A 15633-nucleotide genomic window follows, 5' to 3' on the forward strand; every position below is an offset into this window, starting at 1 on the left:
CCCTCACTGGATTAACCTTCGTTTACACAGCTTTTTTTACTCACCGAGCGTCAACAAAAAATCCGCGTGAAAACGCAGGTGCTGCTCAATAAACGAAGCAATGAAAAAGTAACTGTGGTCGTATCCCGCATGGTACTCCAGACGCAGCGGGTACTTGGCCGCACTTGCCGCGGCCTCCAGAGTCTCCGGCTTCAGCTGCTCTTCGAGAAACGGATCATCTTCGCCCTGGGATACCAGTATCGGCAGTTGCTCACTCGCCCGCCCCAGCAGCACCGTCGTATCGTATTCCTCCCACCTGGATTTATCTGGCCCCAGGTAAGCTCCCAACGCCTTCTCACCCCAAGGACACGCCATCGGGTTACAAATAGGACTGAATGCGGATGCCGAGGTGTAGCGTTTGGGGTTTTTCAGCGCGATGGCCAATGCACCATGCCCACCCATGGAGTGACCGCAGATCGCACGGCGCTCACTTACCGGGAAATGCGCTTCGATCAGGTCCGGTAACTCATCCACCACATAGTCGTACATGCGATAATGCGCGCGCCAGGGTTCTTCGGTGGCATTCACATAAAACCCTGCGCCCTGGCCCAGATCGTAACTTGGGTCATCCATCACATCGTCCCCGCGCGGGCTGGTATCAGGAATCACCAGCACCACACCGAGCTCCGCCGCCATTCGCTGTGCACCGGCCTTCTGTGAAAAGTTTTCGTCGCTACAGGTGAGCCCAGACAACCAGTACAGCACAGGAAAGCGCTGATCCTTTTCCGCCTGAGAGGGCAGGAAAATCGAAAAGCGCATGGCACAGTCCAACACGTTAGAGCGATGCGTGTACTGACACTGACTGCCGTCGAAACACTGTGTCTTACTGACGAGTTCTAGAGTCATCGATAAACCTCACACGTAGTGGATAACACTGCGAATACTTTTACCCTCGTGCATCAGGTCAAAAGCTTCGTTAATTTTTTCCAGCGGCATGGTGTGGGTAATAAAATCATCGAGTTTGAATTCACCTGCCAGGTAACGCTCTACATAATCGGGCAGCTGTGAGCGTCCTTTCACACCGCCAAATGCCGTACCGCGCCAGACACGCCCGGTAACCAGCTGAAACGGGCGGGTGCAGATTTCCTTACCGGCCCCGGCCACGCCGATAATCACCGATTCGCCCCAGCCCTTGTGGCAGCACTCCAATGCAGAGCGCATCACATCCACATTACCGATACACTCGAAGGAGTAATCCACACCACCATCGGTAAGCTCAACGATCACATCCTGAATCGGCTTGTCGTAATTCTTCGGGTTGATGCAGTCGGTGGCACCGAGCTTTTTCGCCAGCTCAAATTTTCCTTCATTAATATCGATGGCAATAATCCGCCCGGCTTTTGCCAGCCTTGCCCCAATAATCGTGGCCAGGCCAATACCTCCCAGGCCAAATACGGCAACACTCGCCCCCTCTTCCACTTTCGCGGTGTTGGCCACCGCACCCATGCCGGTGGTAACACCACAACCCAGCAGGCAGATTTCCTCCAGCGGGGCATTCTTGTTCACCTTGGCGACGGAAATTTCCGGTAGCACCGTGTATTCGGAAAAGGTAGAAGTTCCCATGTAATGAAACACGGGCTTACCATTGACGGTAAAGCGAGACGTGCCATCCGGCATCAGGCCTTTGCCCTGGGTGGCGCGGATCTTCTGGCATAGATTGGTTTTTCCCGACAGGCAGAATTTGCACTCGCCGCACTCGGGGGTGTACAGCGGAATAACATGGTCGCCCACCGCCACACTGGTAACCCCCTCACCCACAGATTCCACAATGCCGCCGCCCTCGTGGCCAAGGATCGCCGGAAAGACGCCCTCCGGATCCGCGCCAGACAGTGTAAACGCATCGGTATGACAAACCCCGGTGGCCAGCAACCGGATACGCACCTCGCCCGCTTTGGGCGGCGCCACCACAACCTCCTCAATCGACAACGGCTCTCCAGCCTTCCACGCAACCGCCGCTTTGCACGTTATGGGCTCTGCTGACATTCCTGTTCTCCTGAGCAAAGAATTTATCGTCCTGACAATGGTCATCCAGCTTATCAGGTTTGGGTGGGGGATGAGCGCTGAGGGTGCGCGGGCGCGTAGTCAGGCACTGCGCTTCGACAATTAGGAACCGGCCCCCACCGGCCCTAATATTCAGCGGTAAAACCGAGAAAAACAGAGGTAGTCGCCATGTCAAAAGCCTGGGTTCTGGTAGCCAATCATACTCACGCCCGCCTGTTTGAGGCGGAAAAACGCGCGGGGACCCTCAACGAGATAGAAACACTGGTATACCCAGAAGGGCGGATGAAGGGGCAGGAATTGCTCAGCGATGCCCCCGGGCGGACCTTCGACAGTCGCGGCGAAGGCCGCCACGCCATGGAAGGGACCAATGTGCGGAAGCGAGGTGCCAAGCGCTTCGCCAAAGACATTGCCCACACCCTGGAAAAAGGCCGCCAGCAAGGCCGCTTTGACCGCCTCTACATCGTCGCCGACCCCTCCATGGCCGGTAACCTGCGCCTTTCCATGAGCTCCCCCTGCCTGGCGAGCATTGCCGGTGAGGCACGCAAAAACCTGACGAAAAGCGATACCGAGGAAATTCGCGCGCAGCTGCCCATGTGGCTATAGCCGTCAGCCCGCACACGGGCGGTCCTCGCTTTCGCTGCTGAAGCGTCCAGCACCTAAAATGGTTACGGAAAACCTTACCCACCACCGGGCCAAGACGCCCGGTGGTGGCAATTGATTTGTTATCGCCACCCTGAGACCATGCCACCCAGCCAGCCTGAGGCCCGGGCCAGCGCACAAGTCACACCTCCAAGGAAGCGGCATGCTACGACTGTTTCAAATCCAGCACGGCAAAATCAAAGAAACCTACTCCGGTAGCGACTATCGCAGCCAGCCCCTTGAGGACGCCGCCTGGATTGACCTGCAAGAACCGGAAGAAGAAGAGCGCGACCTGCTGGAACACCTGCTGCGTACCGAACTGCCGGAATCCGACGACGTCGACGAACTGGAGTCTTCCGCGCGCTACTTTATCGATTCCGCAGGCATCCATGTTCACTCCCTGTACCTCACCCAGAGCGAGGGCCGGCACGACACCGCGACCGCCGCATTCATTCTGCAGCCGAAACGCCTGATCACCGTCCGCGATACCGAGCTGGCGGATTTCCGCCTGCTGCGTATGCGTGCGCGACGCAATCAGGTCGAGGCGCACAACGCCCAAGAGCTGTTGATCCAGCTGTTTGAGCAGAAGGTGGAAAACCTCGCCGACGCCCTGGAAGACAACTACCTGAAACTGGGTGAAGTCAGCCACCTGGTGCTGGAAGAAGAGGAAGGCAACCTCGAAGACGCGATCGATCACCTGGCCAAGCTGGAAGATTCCAATGGGAAAATCCGTCTTTGCCTGATGGATACCCAGCGCTCCATCGCTTTCCTGCAGCGCCACCTGAAAGATGACCCGGAGCTGCGCGAGGATTGCTGGGGGATTTTGCGCGACATCGACACCCTGATGTCTCACACCACCTTTCTGTTTGAAAAGATCAACTTCCTGATGGATTCCACCCAGGGCTTTATCAGCATCGAGCAGAACAAAATTATCAAGATTTTCTCCATCGCCGCGGTGGTTTTCCTACCGCCCACCATGGTCGCGAGCATTTACGGCATGAACTTCGAACACATGCCGGAATTGGAGTGGCTGCTGGGCTACCCCTGGGCACTCATGCTGATGCTGCTGGCGGGCATGGCGCCCTACCTGTATTTCAAAAAGAAAGGGTGGCTCTAGGCCACCACCTGCTAACCTTAATGCGTTGGAAAGCCATAACAGGGAAGCAGGACGATAATGGCGACGGCGGGCGGTAACAATTCGGAGCAATCCACACACAAACCTTTCCACTTGCGACGCTGGCTCAGCGCGCAACAGGCCGTAGACCACCTCAATGTGCTAACGGAAGAACAGCTCACCGGCGACGACCTAGCACGCCTCGCGGAAGACGAGAAACTCGACCTCTACTGGTACCGCCCGGGCCAGCAACTCAAATTCATCGACAAAACCGGCTGGAGCAATATCGAGCTCAGTGAACCCCTGCGTCTGTCTCCCCAGAACCGGGGGGACTGGCGTGCGATCGTCGGCATCTTGCGCCACCAGCCCGCCTTGCCTGCGACGGAGAATGACACCCCCACCCTGCTGGATGCCGAAGGCAACCGCCTACGCATCACTTTTGGTTTCCACGATCGTCCCGAACCGTTCAGTGGCCGCTGGTATCCCAATTATTCCGAGCTGGTGGTTAGACGCCGGGATCTGGATAACCTGGAAAGCCAGATGCTCACGGAAGAGGGCGAGCAGCCCCTGGAAGCGGGCCTGCTGCTGGACGTTATCTGGCAGCTGGAACAGATGGCGATGGAAAACGGCCAGGCCCACGAACATCCCCACGATCTGAACTGGCTGACCGACGAACTGAGAGACCGCACCAAGCTCGACCCCAGGCTGCTGGGGAAGGTCCTTAATGCGGCCGAGCGCCAGCACACGCTGCATTACTGATAAAAGACCCCGAATCGCCTAGCACCCATCTCGCAACCCAAATCGTAGAAATGGTTCTGGATGTTGGGGATATTCGTCAGTAAGTACGCGGGCTTTTTTTGTTTTAGGCATTCACTGTGCGCGACGCCGGCGAGCGGCTAACTAAATGCCCCACAGCGTAAACCACAAGGCCCATAAGAATACCGGGCATCCCCTCATATATATGCGCATGCCAACCGAACCAACGCCATGCTAAAGCCGTAGCCAGCCCCAAAAGACTCATCGTGATAGCCAGTCTTTGCGATGGACGCCCGCCCGCCGCGAGCACCATCAGCAGAGGGGCAAACGCCGAAGCCAGTGCCGACCAACTCATGACCACCAGACTGAATACACTTTGTTCATTCAGCAGCGCCCAGGTAACCGCCAGCAAGGCGATTGCAACCGTGGCAAACTTGAGCAGGCGAGTATTTTCCGTACGCTGTGGCAATAGATCGTGGGTGAGGGCCGCAGAGCAACTCAATACCAGAGAGTCCGCGGTCGACATCGTCGCTGCAAAAATGCCCGCGAGAATCAGGCCCACCATTGCAGGCGACAGCAGCTCCATCGCCATCATCGGCAATGCAAGCTCCGCATCAAATGCACCCTGGTCACTGAGCATAATTCGCGACAGCATGCCGACACCCGTGGCCATACAGTAGAAAAGAACAAACCACAGGTAGTACCAACAGCGCGCGCGCACCATGTGCCCGACATTATCCAGTGCCATAAACCGCACCATCACATGTGGTTGCCCGACAACTGAAATCCCTGCAAATAGCCAGCTCAGGATAAACACTACTCCGCCGGCGAGGCCGGGCAGTAGCAAGCCCTGTGGATACCAGTTCAGGAAGCCCTCCACTTGCCCCATGGCCTGCCAGGCCGCAGTGGCGCCGCCCACCGACTGGGTTGCGACAAACAGCAGGGTACCCATGGCAAGCACCATGACAAAAGACTGCGCGACATCCGTCCAGATGGATGCGCGAATACCACCCGCCAGGCAGTAGGCCGCAACAATCACACCACCGAGCACCGCGCCGCTCCAGATCGGCAAATCCAGCACCACGTACAACGCCTTGCTGCCTGCCACCAGCTGCGCACTGGCATAAGCGAGGAGGAACAATAGAGAAAGCAGTCCGGCGAGTTTTTGCCAATGTCCAAACCGGATTCCCTGCCAGCAGGCCAACACTCCGGCGTAACTGGATTCACCGCTGCGCTTGACCGCCTGGCGCAGGCTTTTGTGAATCCAGAGGGAGCCGAGGAAGTCCCCCAGAATCCAGCCGATCATCAACCAGATGGAGGCGAGTCCGGTCATGTAGGTGTAACCAATAACACCAATAAACATGTAACCGCTGTTATTGGTCGCCACCGCGGAAAGCCCCACCAGCATCGGCGGCACGTCTTGGCTGGCGAGGTAATAATCTTGCTTGGTACCGCGACTCTTGCGATACGAACTCACCCCAACCGCGGCAAAAAGAGCCAGGAAAAAAAGAAAACTCAACAGCATACTTACCCCCCGGAAGATCAATTATTGTCGTTATTCTGGGCAGCCTTCCCGCAGCTACAGAGCGGCCCGAATCTGGAACGGTATGTAAAACGGTCCTAATCCGCGTCTCACGCGGCGCATATCGCCTCACCATGATCGTGCACTTCAACCAGTGCCGCATGTAGCGCTTTTACTGCGCTTTCGTAATCACTTTCATCGATCATAAACTGCATATCGACCTGCCGCATGGACTGATGAACCGCAAGAATACTGATACCAGAGCCGGCCAGTGCGCTGACTGCCCGCGACAGCATCCCCGCGACTTTCATATCGCTACCGATGGCAGACACCACAGCAACTTTTCGCACCTGGATTGCGCAGTCCGGGAATAGCTCACCAATCGTTTTTTTGATGCGCTTGACCGTTTTCAAGTTATTACTCAGGTAGTGAGTAATGGTATTGGCGTTGGTATCCTTGGTAACCACGCTCCCCTTGAAGCGCGCGATGATCTCATTGATCGAGCGGTCATAACTGGTCATGCTGCCCATCATGTCCTGGTCAAAGCACTCAACCGCATAAATATTTTTGCGGCCGGCAATGATCTCCACCTGAGGTGTATCGCTGACGTAGTCTCCAGTAACCAAGGTGCCACTATGATCCGGCTCGAAGGTATTCATCACCCTGAGCGGAATTTCCTGCTGACGCAGTCCCTTGGCCGCGCGGGGGTGAATCGCCTCCATGCCCAGGTTAGCAAGCTGGTCAGCAACATCGTAGTTGGTGCGACCAATGGGCACCGCCTGCTCTTCACCAACCAGACGCGGGTCGGCGCTGCTCAGGTGGTATTCCTTGTGGATAATTGCCTCGCTGGCACCGGTAATGACAGCAATCCGACTGAACGTCATCTCGCTGTAACCACGGGCGAAGGTCTTCATGAGTCCTTCCGCGGTATGCGCATACCCGGTAACAATCGGCAGCTCATTGTCAAAGTCGACGTCTGCGAATGCACGTTCGATACGCTCGTCCAGTGTTCGGTGCTCACCGTCACGCCAGCCGGTGAGATCCACGAAGCGCGCGTTGATCCCTTCCTGCTTCAGTAGCTGCGCCATATTCCAGGCGCTGTGGGCCTCCCCCAGGCTTGCCAGCATTTCACTGACCACGTCCAGGTGACCCTCAAGGGCAAAATGGCCGTGCTGACACACCCGCTCAAGATCCGCGAGACAATTGGCCGCATCCTCCAAGCGCTCACCAATGAAGGCATTGGCCTTGGCCAGCATAATATCGTCGGTGAACAGCGATGCATTCACCTCCTCCATGCGAGCACGCAAGCCAGCAACGGCATCAGACCACTCGCGGTCGTCATCGGCACCCGCAAACAGGGCAAAGATACCCGGGCGACCAGATTTCTTATGCTCCAGCAACATATCGGTAATGCCACCGTAGGCAGAGACCACGAAGACTCGTCGATACAAACGGTTGGCTTCCACATTGCCGTTTTTCAGAATGATATTGTCACGTACTGCGCGGTAGTCACTCATAGACGTACCGCCGATCTTTTCCACCGTATGCGCTTTCATGGGATCCTTGCGTTGACCATTTCCGAATTTCTGATGAGAAGCACCCTGATGATCGCTGGAATCAAAATACTCCCGCGAGGTACTCCAGAACTCTGCTGCCCTGTTGTGCATTGGAATTATCCGGGACGCTGAATTATTTTTCGCCCTTTACCTCTTCGGCATCCAGCTCGTAGGCACCTTCAGCGTTATGCACTTCCTTACCGTGCAGAGGCGGGTTGAAGACACAAGCCATTTTCATTTCTGTTTTGGCTTTCAGCACATGCTTGTCGTTTTTATCCAGGATATAGATCGTGCCCGGAAAAATCTCATGCACAACGCCATCGGCTTCCGCCATCACGGAACCTTCACCAGACATACAGTACACAGACTCCAGGTGGTTCTGATAGTGCAGGTTTAGTTCGGCACCTTCGTAAATGGTGGTGATATGGAAAGAGAAACCCATATTGTCATTTTTCAGCAGGAGGCGCGTGCTCTCCCAACCATCTGACACGATACGACGGTTGGATTTTTCAGCGTCTTGCAGATTTCTTACGATCATTACTTACTCTACTTAAATTCTAAAATCTGGTCTTGGAAAGTGCGGCCCACCAGGGATCGCAAGGGTATCGCAAAGCTTATTAGGCCGCGTCGGCCAGAGACTTCGCTTTGTCGCTATCTTCGGCAAAAAAGTCGTGCTCTTCCGGCACTTCTTCGCCGCGTAATACTTTTGCTACCGCAGCTTCAATGATATCCAGTGCTTTTTTCAGGTTTTCATCACTGACTGTCAGGGGGCACAGGGTTTTCACCACGTGGTCGTCCGCACCGCTGGTTTCAATCACCAGGCCGTTACGGAATGCCTCAGAAGTAATCTTGCTCGCCAGCTCGCCACTGACACAGTTGAGACCGCGGAACATGCCGCGACCACGGGTCGTCATGTTGCCATCTCCGTACTCGTCGACGATCGCCTGCAGACGGGATTCAATGTATTCACCCTTGCGCAGAACGTCCTTGGCGAACTTGTCATCACTCCAGTAATGGTTGATCGCAGCGGTCGCGGTTACAAACGCGAGGTTATTGCCGCGGAAGGTGCCGTTGTGTTCGCCCGGCTTCCACTGGTCCAGCTCTGGCTTCATCAGTACCACGGCAAACGGCAGACCATAGCCACTGAGAGATTTCGACAGGGTAACGATGTCCGGGACAATGCCCGCTTCTTCAAAACTGAAGTAACTGCCGGTACGGCCACAGCCCGCCTGAATATCATCGATGATCAGCAGTACATCGTGCTTGTGACACACTTCCTGCAGGTTGCGCAGCCACTCAACGCTCGCTGCATTAATACCGCCCTCGCCCTGCACGGTTTCAACCAATACTGCTGCCGGGTGATCAATACCACTGGATGAATCACTCAGCACCTTGTCCAGGTAGGCAGTCGTATCAATGTCATCGCCCAGGTAGCCTTCATAGGGCATGCGCGAAACGCCGCTCATACTCACGCCAGAGGCACCACGATGATGCGAGTTGCCGGTAGCAGACAACGCAGCGAGGCTGCAGCCATGGAAACCGTTGGTAAATGAAATAATGTTTTCACGACCTTTGTATTTACGTGCGATTTTCAGCGCTGCTTCCACCGCATTGGTGCCAGTAGGGCCGGTAAACTGCATCACGTAAGTCAGGTCGCGCGGCTGCAAGATTTTTTCCGAAAAAGCCTCAAGGAACTCGCGCTTGGCCTTGGTGTGCAGGTCCAGACCGTGGGTGATGCCATCCTGCTCGATATACTCCAGCAGAGCCTGCTTAAAAATCGGGTTGTTGTGACCATAATTCAGGGTGCCGGCACCTGCGAGAAAGTCCAGGTACTGATTACCCTCCTCATCGTACAGATACTCCCCCTGTGCCTTGTTGAATACCCGCGGGAAGGCGCGGGCATAGCTCATTACTTCAGATTCGATTTCTTCAAATACTTTCATTTCGGCAACCCTTTCTAATGGTTGAATAAGTACGAATAAACAATGGAAATAGGATTCAGACCGTTGCGGGAGCGACTCAGTCGGTGTTGCGCTGATGCCCTACTGGGGAAAATGGCCCGATTCGCACGAGCAGCTCGCTGTCGTGCTGGCCGTTGAAATGACGCTCACGGTCAAACATCACGGTGTCCGCACATGCCGCTCCAAGCTTGCGAGCGAAACCGCGGAACAATGCCCACGAAGCTTCATTGTCCGGAGTGATGGTGGTTTCGAGGTGGCTGACCCCGCGACAGGCTGGACGGGCCAATATCTCGCGCAGCATGCGGCCGGCGAGGCCCATACCACGCCCGCCTTCGGCCACCGCCACCTGCCAGATGAACAGGGTGTCTGGACGGTCGGGAATGATATAGCCAGAGATAAACCCCACTAACGCGCCATTGCGCTCAGCGGCCACACTGGTGGCGGCAAAGTGACTGGCCTGCAGCAGGTTGCAATAGAGAGAGTTGGTGTCGAGAGGCGGGCAATTTTCAATCAACTGGTGAACACTGGTACCATCTTCGCTGACCGGGAGGCGCAGTTGAACCTCGCCCCCATTAGGTGCGGTATCCGGCGCCTGACTAGCCTGTTGCGGCTGCACCGGATGCAAATTGTCCCCATTCGAGTCGTCTTCTTCTTGTTCGCGTGCAGCGCTCAAACCAATTCCTTCCAAAACCGATATTTAGTCATCAAATTATTACAGCAATATTGAACCCCTGGCAGGGCGCCGAAAAGTTTCAGCCTAACGTCGATTTAGACCAGAATTTGGTTCGAAGCCGAGAAAAATATTTACTACTCTAAACATTTAAATCCATAGTACTCTAAGCAATCTTTGTGGCGCAAGACCAAGCCGCATGCAAGCTGACCAGTTTATAGCCAGCTTCGACATCCCGGCGGCGCCCCGCAATCGTGCGAAACCCGCACCAACAAAGGGTTTGCGCACAACAAAGGGGCGCACAGAGAGACTTAACAACAAAGCCAATTTGCCGGCACAAGATTCAACTAGAGGCCAGTCAACGGGGGCGGAAGAGCGGATAGAGCCGACGATAGATGACACATTCAGGCACGAAGCAATTGACAATCCTGACGCAAAACCCAAAATCGGGCGCGAGTGAATAGGCCTAAGCCGACACGAATTCGAGAGCCCACTGCTGATGGACAAGATTGAAGAAGTACTGATTACCCTGCGACGCCTGATCCGCGCCACTGACCTGCACTCCAAGCAGCTGGTCAAGACGGCCGGGCTTACGGCGCCACAATTACTGCTATTACAAGCGATTCGCGAACAGGGCCAGGTCACCATCGGCGCCCTGGCCAAGGAAATCAGCCTGAGCCAGGCCACCGTCACTACCATCCTCGATCGACTTGAGAAACGCGGCCTGGTCTACCGCGAGCGCTCATCAGAGGATAAACGCAAGGTGCACGCCTACCTTACCGACGCCGGCGCAGACATTATTCGCGATGCCCCAACCCCGCTACAGGAGCACTTTGTAAAGCAGTTTCGCGACCTGCGGGAGTGGGAACAATCGATGATTATTTCGGCATTGCAGCGTGTCGCACTCATGATGGACGCCGAACATATCGACGCATCCCCGGTACTGGATGTCGGCGAGCTCGACAGGAAGGACAGCCGCAAGACACCCCCTAGTGGCGACAAGGCAAGCTGACGAGGGGGGGGGGGCCTGACCATCCTCGCGCACAATCTTCGCCTGACCCGCTATCGCAAGAAGTACGCGTGAAACGCAAAGTTACACCCCGAAGTTGTACGGCCGTGCAACTTCCTCGCTATTTCCCCGAATTTCCCCCGCAAGTCGTTGCATTCAAACCGCAGTCGGGTATAACTGTCGGTGCAACACTATGGTGGGCGCATGCCTGTTGGCTAGGAAGATGTCAGCGGCAGACTTGTGATCACCAATACAAGACAGCGGCGAACAGCTGTCGCGGCGAAAACAAACGAATCCGCAATACTTTCGTATATCGATAGACGACAACGCTTCGGACAGGTACACCCTTTCCGTAGGTCGTTCTGATTGTCTATACCCGCGACGGCCCCCGGGCTTAAAAAACAGAGTGGCAAATGCCCTCGCCCAACTGCGCACAAGGTCGTGCCCGGCACAACAAATTCCGGCAGTCCTGTCTTGCAATTTCTGTTCAGATTTTCGGCAACCGCAGCCGTTTTGGCGGCCTCGCTTCAGCCGTTTTTTGTGCAGCTTTCTTGGGGAAAGGACGAATCATGGCTTGCTTGCAGCACCCGGACCGGGATCAACCCGTCTACCTGTTGGCGCATCACACCGTTGGCCGTCGCCAGGGTGTCGCGGACACACGTATCACCTTGCCGGAAATTTCCGGTATTCATGCCGCCATCCAGTGGACTGGCAGCCACTGGATCATTCGCGACGTCAGCCGTAACGGTACCTGGGTCAATGGCCAGCAACTGATCCCGGCAAAAAACCAGCAGCTGCAGCTGGGCGACAAGATCACCTTTGGCCGCGCCAGCAACTCCGAGTGGAAAGTAGAAAGCCTCGACCCACCGGAAAATCTGCTGATCGACCTGGAAACCGGCGAAGCCACCACTCTCGAGTCCTACCACCTGCTGCCGGACGAACACGACCCCATCGCCAGCCTGCACTTCAACCCCACCAATGGGGTTTGGATTTACGAGATTCTGGGTTGCGAAGATAACAGCGATAGCGCCAAAGTGGTAAGCCACGGTGCGCGCGTCGATTGTGTGCGCAACAGCTGGCAACTGTTCCTTGGCAACAGCCAGGGCACCACCACCGAGCTCTCCCTCAAAAGCCTGTGTATCGCCGACTTCCGCCTGCGCTATACCGTGAGCCATCACGAGGAACATGTGCAACTGCAACTGGTGAAGGACGATATGAAGCAGGACTTGCCGGCGCGCTCGCACAACTACCTACTGCTTTACCTGGCCCGTGCGCGCATCAGCGATATCAAGCGCGGCGTCGACCCCGCCGACCAGGGCTGGGTTGCGGTGGACCTCGCCACCCGCGAGCTGGGCATCACCATCAACCACCTGAACACGCAGATTTTTCGCGCGCGCAAACAGATCGCCGACAGCCTACCGGATGCCATTGATACCTCACAGCTGGTAGAGCGCCGCGCCTATGAAATGCGCCTCGGCTGTACCCAGCTGGATATTTTCAAAGGCTCCCAGAGGGAAGAGCTGGAAGCGTCTACCGGTGAATACCCTCTTGCAAAAGAGCCTGCACAGGAGAGCGACCCGACGCCGGCCTGATCGCCGGCCCAGCCTCAAACAGAGGACGCCTTGCAGGGAGCAAGTTGGAATCCACGGACGGCGGTTTTTCCCGTAGGTTTGTTTACCGCAGTCATCACATGCAATCTGAGCAGTTACCGTTTTATATCGGCCGTTACCACGCCACCGCCAGACTCGGGTCCGGCGGCATGGGCGTGGTTTACCTGGCCACCGACGAACGCCTCAACCGCCAGGTGGCGATCAAAAAACTGCTGCGCAACCCCAACAGCAGTAACGCCGACGAACGCATCCGCCGCGAGGCGCTGCTGCTCGCCCAGCTCAACCACAGCAACATTGTCCAGCTCTACGATGTGGTAGACACAGACAATGGCATCGCACTGGTAATGGAATATGTCGATGGCTGCAGCCTCGACCGCTGGCAAAGAGAACGCTCGCCGGACCTGATCCAGAAACTGCAGCTGATCAAACAAATCTGCAGCGGCCTCACCCGCGCGCACAGCGCCGGCATTATTCACCGGGACCTGAAGGCCGAAAACATCCTGGTGGACAACGGCGGCACCATCAAGATTACCGACTTCGGTATTGCCAAAAACTGGCAGGAAGACAGTGACCTCACCCGGGAACAGCATGTGGCCGGGAGCTGGGGCGCCATGTCGCCGGAACAGGCCCAGGGCAAACCCCTCGACAACCGCAGCGATCTCTTCTCTCTCGGGGTACTCGCCTACCGCCTGCTGTGTGGGCAGAGCCCGTTTGGCGATGACAACAGCCCCTATGTGGTTGCCGACCGTATCGTAAAGCAACCGCATGTGCCGCCCGCGCGTCTCGCCCCCGAACTGCCGCCGCAGCTGTGCCAGCTGCTGGACCTGTTGCTGGCGAAGAAGCCCGAGCAGCGCCCGATCAACGCGGCTGCGGTGGCCACCGAACTGGAAGCCCTGCTCTCCCAGTTGCGCGGCAGCAATACCAGCTTTACCCGCACCCACAGCCTGACCGCCACTATCTCGGCGGATACTTTTTACCAGCACACTGTGGAGAAATTCCCGCTCTGGCGCCGCCTGCAAATTGCCACTGGTATTGTCGTGGGTGGCGCGCTGGGTGCTGCCGCCCTGTTTGCCGGGTCATCAATGGACTGGCTGCCCACAGCAGAAGACCGCATACAGAACCAATACATTGCCGTGCTCGAGGTTGAAGACAGCCACGAAGACGAGGGCATCTCGCGCGAACAGCGCCTGCTGCTCAACAATGTGCACAGCGCCCTCAAACAGGGGCTGTCTAACCGCACGGGGCTCAACCTGATTTCCTTTGCGGAATCCCACAAGTTGCACGGCCAGCCCATTGCCGCACAGGCAAAGAGCCTCAATGCCGACCTGCTGCTGGTCCCCACCCTGGATTGCATCCGCCACAGCTGCGAGCTCTCCATGGAGCTGCTCGACAGCAAATCGCTGGCAGTGATCGGCAACCGCAGCACGCGCCTGGCACTGGACGAGGGATTGGAAAGCCGTGCGCGAACACTGCACCAGCTCAACAACCTACTGCCCAACTTCCCTGCCAGCGGTGCCGACCAGGCTCTGCATATCAGCGCCGAGGATTATCAGCGCTACCTGGAGATTTACGAGCGCCGTGCCGACGAACTGCACCAGCCCGAGCTGCTAGACGAAATGGACGCGCTGCAGCAGAAGGCGAGCAACTTTGCACCACTGTATGAGCTCTACGCGCATATCGTAATTGACCACGACCTCAACAGCCGCGCCGCCGAGGCCGTCGACCGCCTGCAGGGCTTTTTACAGCGCGCGCCGGCATCATTGGCAAATACGCCCCAACTGCTGATCAGCGAACTGCGCCTGGCCATTCATGCTAATGACCCGGGCCGCGCGGAAGCGCTGCTCGCGCGTCTGGAGCTGATCCTGCCGGACAAGGCCAGCTACTACCAGCTGAGCGCCATGTATCAGGAACAGCGCGGCAACTACGACCAGGCCCTGCAGGAAATTAACAAGGCGCTGCAACTGCGCACCAGTTACGGCTACCTGATCCAGAAAGCCCTGGCGGAGACCCGCGGCGGCGATATGACCTCGGCCAACCAGACCCTGCTCGAAGCCATCGCACTGAATGGCGACCACATCGCGGCGATATCGCTGCTCGCCAGCAACCAGCTGGATTTGGGGGAAACAGGGGAAACCGTGCGCCTGCTGTCCGAGGCCGGCGTGGACAGCATTGGCCCGCTGGACCTGTATAACCTGTGTCTGGCCTACTACATCGAAAAACAGTACGGCGAGGCCCGCGGCTGCTTCGACCGCGTCAACCAGCTCTCCCCCAAAGATGCCGAAGCCTATCTATATCAGGCGGAAATTGCCTACGAGCTCAAGGAACACAAAACCGCGCTGAACTTTGCCCGCCGCGCACTGCGCGTCTCCCGTGACCGCGACGACTGGGAAGGGCTATTGATGCAGGCCCGCGCCTATGCCGAACTCGGCCAACCGGAGAAAGCGGTAGAGAACCTGATCAAGATCCGCCGCGACGCGCCGGACGATCTATATACCAATTACCTGCGCGCACAGGTGTATATCACCACCGGAGACCTGCTCTCCACGAAGGCGCATATGCGCAAAACCCTGGAGCATGGGATATCCCCCATCTGGTATTACACGCCGCGGTTTGCCAAAATCTGCACTATCCCCAGCTTCAACGACCTGCGACAGCAATATCCGGGTCTCTGTGGCGGCAAGGGAACAAATAAAAAGAAGGGCAATTCCCAGCTTGCCCTCAATGGGACCCAGGAGTAGCGGGTTCGGCTCAACCAC

At 56.8% G+C, this 15633-nt stretch carries 13 protein-coding genes; 6 read left to right on the forward strand and 7 right to left on the reverse strand.

Going from position 1 to position 15633, the window contains the following annotated elements:
- Window positions 1–36: 36 nt before the first annotated feature.
- Together fghA and LCM31_RS02145 are read right to left on the reverse strand one after the other, a co-directional pair.
- Window positions 37–885, reverse strand: a complete 849-nt coding sequence (gene fghA, locus LCM31_RS02140) for an S-formylglutathione hydrolase (RefSeq protein WP_224867152.1) — start codon at window positions 883–885, stop codon at window positions 37–39.
- Window positions 886–894: 9 nt separating this feature from the next.
- A complete protein-coding gene (locus tag LCM31_RS02145; RefSeq protein ID WP_224867154.1) occupies window positions 895–2022 on the reverse strand; it encodes an S-(hydroxymethyl)glutathione dehydrogenase/class III alcohol dehydrogenase in 1128 nt (375 codons plus the stop codon).
- Window positions 2023–2208: 186 nt separating this feature from the next.
- On the opposite strand from LCM31_RS02145, the gene LCM31_RS02150 reads away from it, so the two are divergent.
- From LCM31_RS02150 to LCM31_RS02160, 3 genes are all read left to right on the forward strand, one after another.
- Window positions 2209–2643: a host attachment protein gene (locus LCM31_RS02150; RefSeq protein ID WP_077400732.1), complete on the forward strand. Its 435-nt coding sequence runs from the start codon at window positions 2209–2211 to the stop codon at window positions 2641–2643.
- Between the two features lie 199 nt (window positions 2644–2842).
- Window positions 2843–3796: a magnesium/cobalt transporter CorA gene (gene corA, locus LCM31_RS02155; RefSeq protein WP_222246312.1), complete on the forward strand. Its 954-nt coding sequence runs from the start codon at window positions 2843–2845 to the stop codon at window positions 3794–3796.
- A gap of 57 nt (window positions 3797–3853) precedes the next feature.
- Window positions 3854–4552 carry a hypothetical protein gene (locus tag LCM31_RS02160; RefSeq protein WP_224867156.1) on the forward strand — a complete coding sequence of 233 codons (699 nt, stop codon included), beginning with the start codon at window positions 3854–3856 and terminating at the stop codon, window positions 4550–4552.
- Window positions 4553–4655: 103 nt separating this feature from the next.
- On the opposite strand, the gene LCM31_RS02165 is transcribed toward LCM31_RS02160, so the two are convergent.
- From LCM31_RS02165 to ectA, 5 genes are all read right to left on the reverse strand, one after another.
- On the reverse strand, window positions 4656–6074 hold the full coding sequence (locus LCM31_RS02165; protein ID WP_224867158.1) for a sodium/proline symporter: 1419 nt from the start codon (window positions 6072–6074) through the stop codon (window positions 4656–4658).
- 107 nt (window positions 6075–6181) lie between these two features.
- Window positions 6182–7738: an aspartate kinase gene (locus LCM31_RS02170; RefSeq protein WP_404804016.1), complete on the reverse strand. Its 1557-nt coding sequence runs from the start codon at window positions 7736–7738 to the stop codon at window positions 6182–6184.
- A 22-nt stretch (window positions 7739–7760) separates the two neighbouring features.
- Complete coding sequence (locus LCM31_RS02175) at window positions 7761–8165, reverse strand: ectoine synthase (protein WP_224867160.1); 405 nt, start codon at window positions 8163–8165, stop codon at window positions 7761–7763.
- A 79-nt stretch (window positions 8166–8244) separates the two neighbouring features.
- Window positions 8245–9570 (reverse strand): diaminobutyrate--2-oxoglutarate transaminase, encoded by a 1326-nt coding sequence (ectB, locus tag LCM31_RS02180; RefSeq protein ID WP_224867162.1) that lies wholly within the window; start codon window positions 9568–9570, stop codon window positions 8245–8247.
- A gap of 76 nt (window positions 9571–9646) precedes the next feature.
- Window positions 9647–10261 carry a diaminobutyrate acetyltransferase gene (gene ectA, locus LCM31_RS02185; RefSeq protein WP_224867164.1) on the reverse strand — a complete coding sequence of 205 codons (615 nt, stop codon included), beginning with the start codon at window positions 10259–10261 and terminating at the stop codon, window positions 9647–9649.
- Window positions 10262–10757: 496 nt separating this feature from the next.
- Between ectA and LCM31_RS02190 the strand changes: the two genes are divergently transcribed.
- From LCM31_RS02190 to LCM31_RS02200, 3 genes are all read left to right on the forward strand, one after another.
- A complete protein-coding gene (locus LCM31_RS02190) occupies window positions 10758–11270 on the forward strand; it encodes a MarR family winged helix-turn-helix transcriptional regulator (RefSeq protein WP_224867166.1) in 513 nt (170 codons plus the stop codon).
- Window positions 11271–11836: 566 nt separating this feature from the next.
- Window positions 11837–12859 carry an FHA domain-containing protein gene (locus LCM31_RS02195; protein WP_224867168.1) on the forward strand — a complete coding sequence of 341 codons (1023 nt, stop codon included), beginning with the start codon at window positions 11837–11839 and terminating at the stop codon, window positions 12857–12859.
- 98 nt (window positions 12860–12957) lie between these two features.
- Window positions 12958–15615 (forward strand): serine/threonine-protein kinase, encoded by a 2658-nt coding sequence (locus tag LCM31_RS02200; protein WP_224867170.1) that lies wholly within the window; start codon window positions 12958–12960, stop codon window positions 15613–15615.
- Window positions 15616–15633: the final 18 nt, after the last annotated feature.

Source organism: Microbulbifer agarilyticus (assembly GCF_020171345.1).
Taxonomy (GTDB): Bacteria; Pseudomonadota; Gammaproteobacteria; order Pseudomonadales; family Cellvibrionaceae; genus Microbulbifer; species Microbulbifer agarilyticus_D.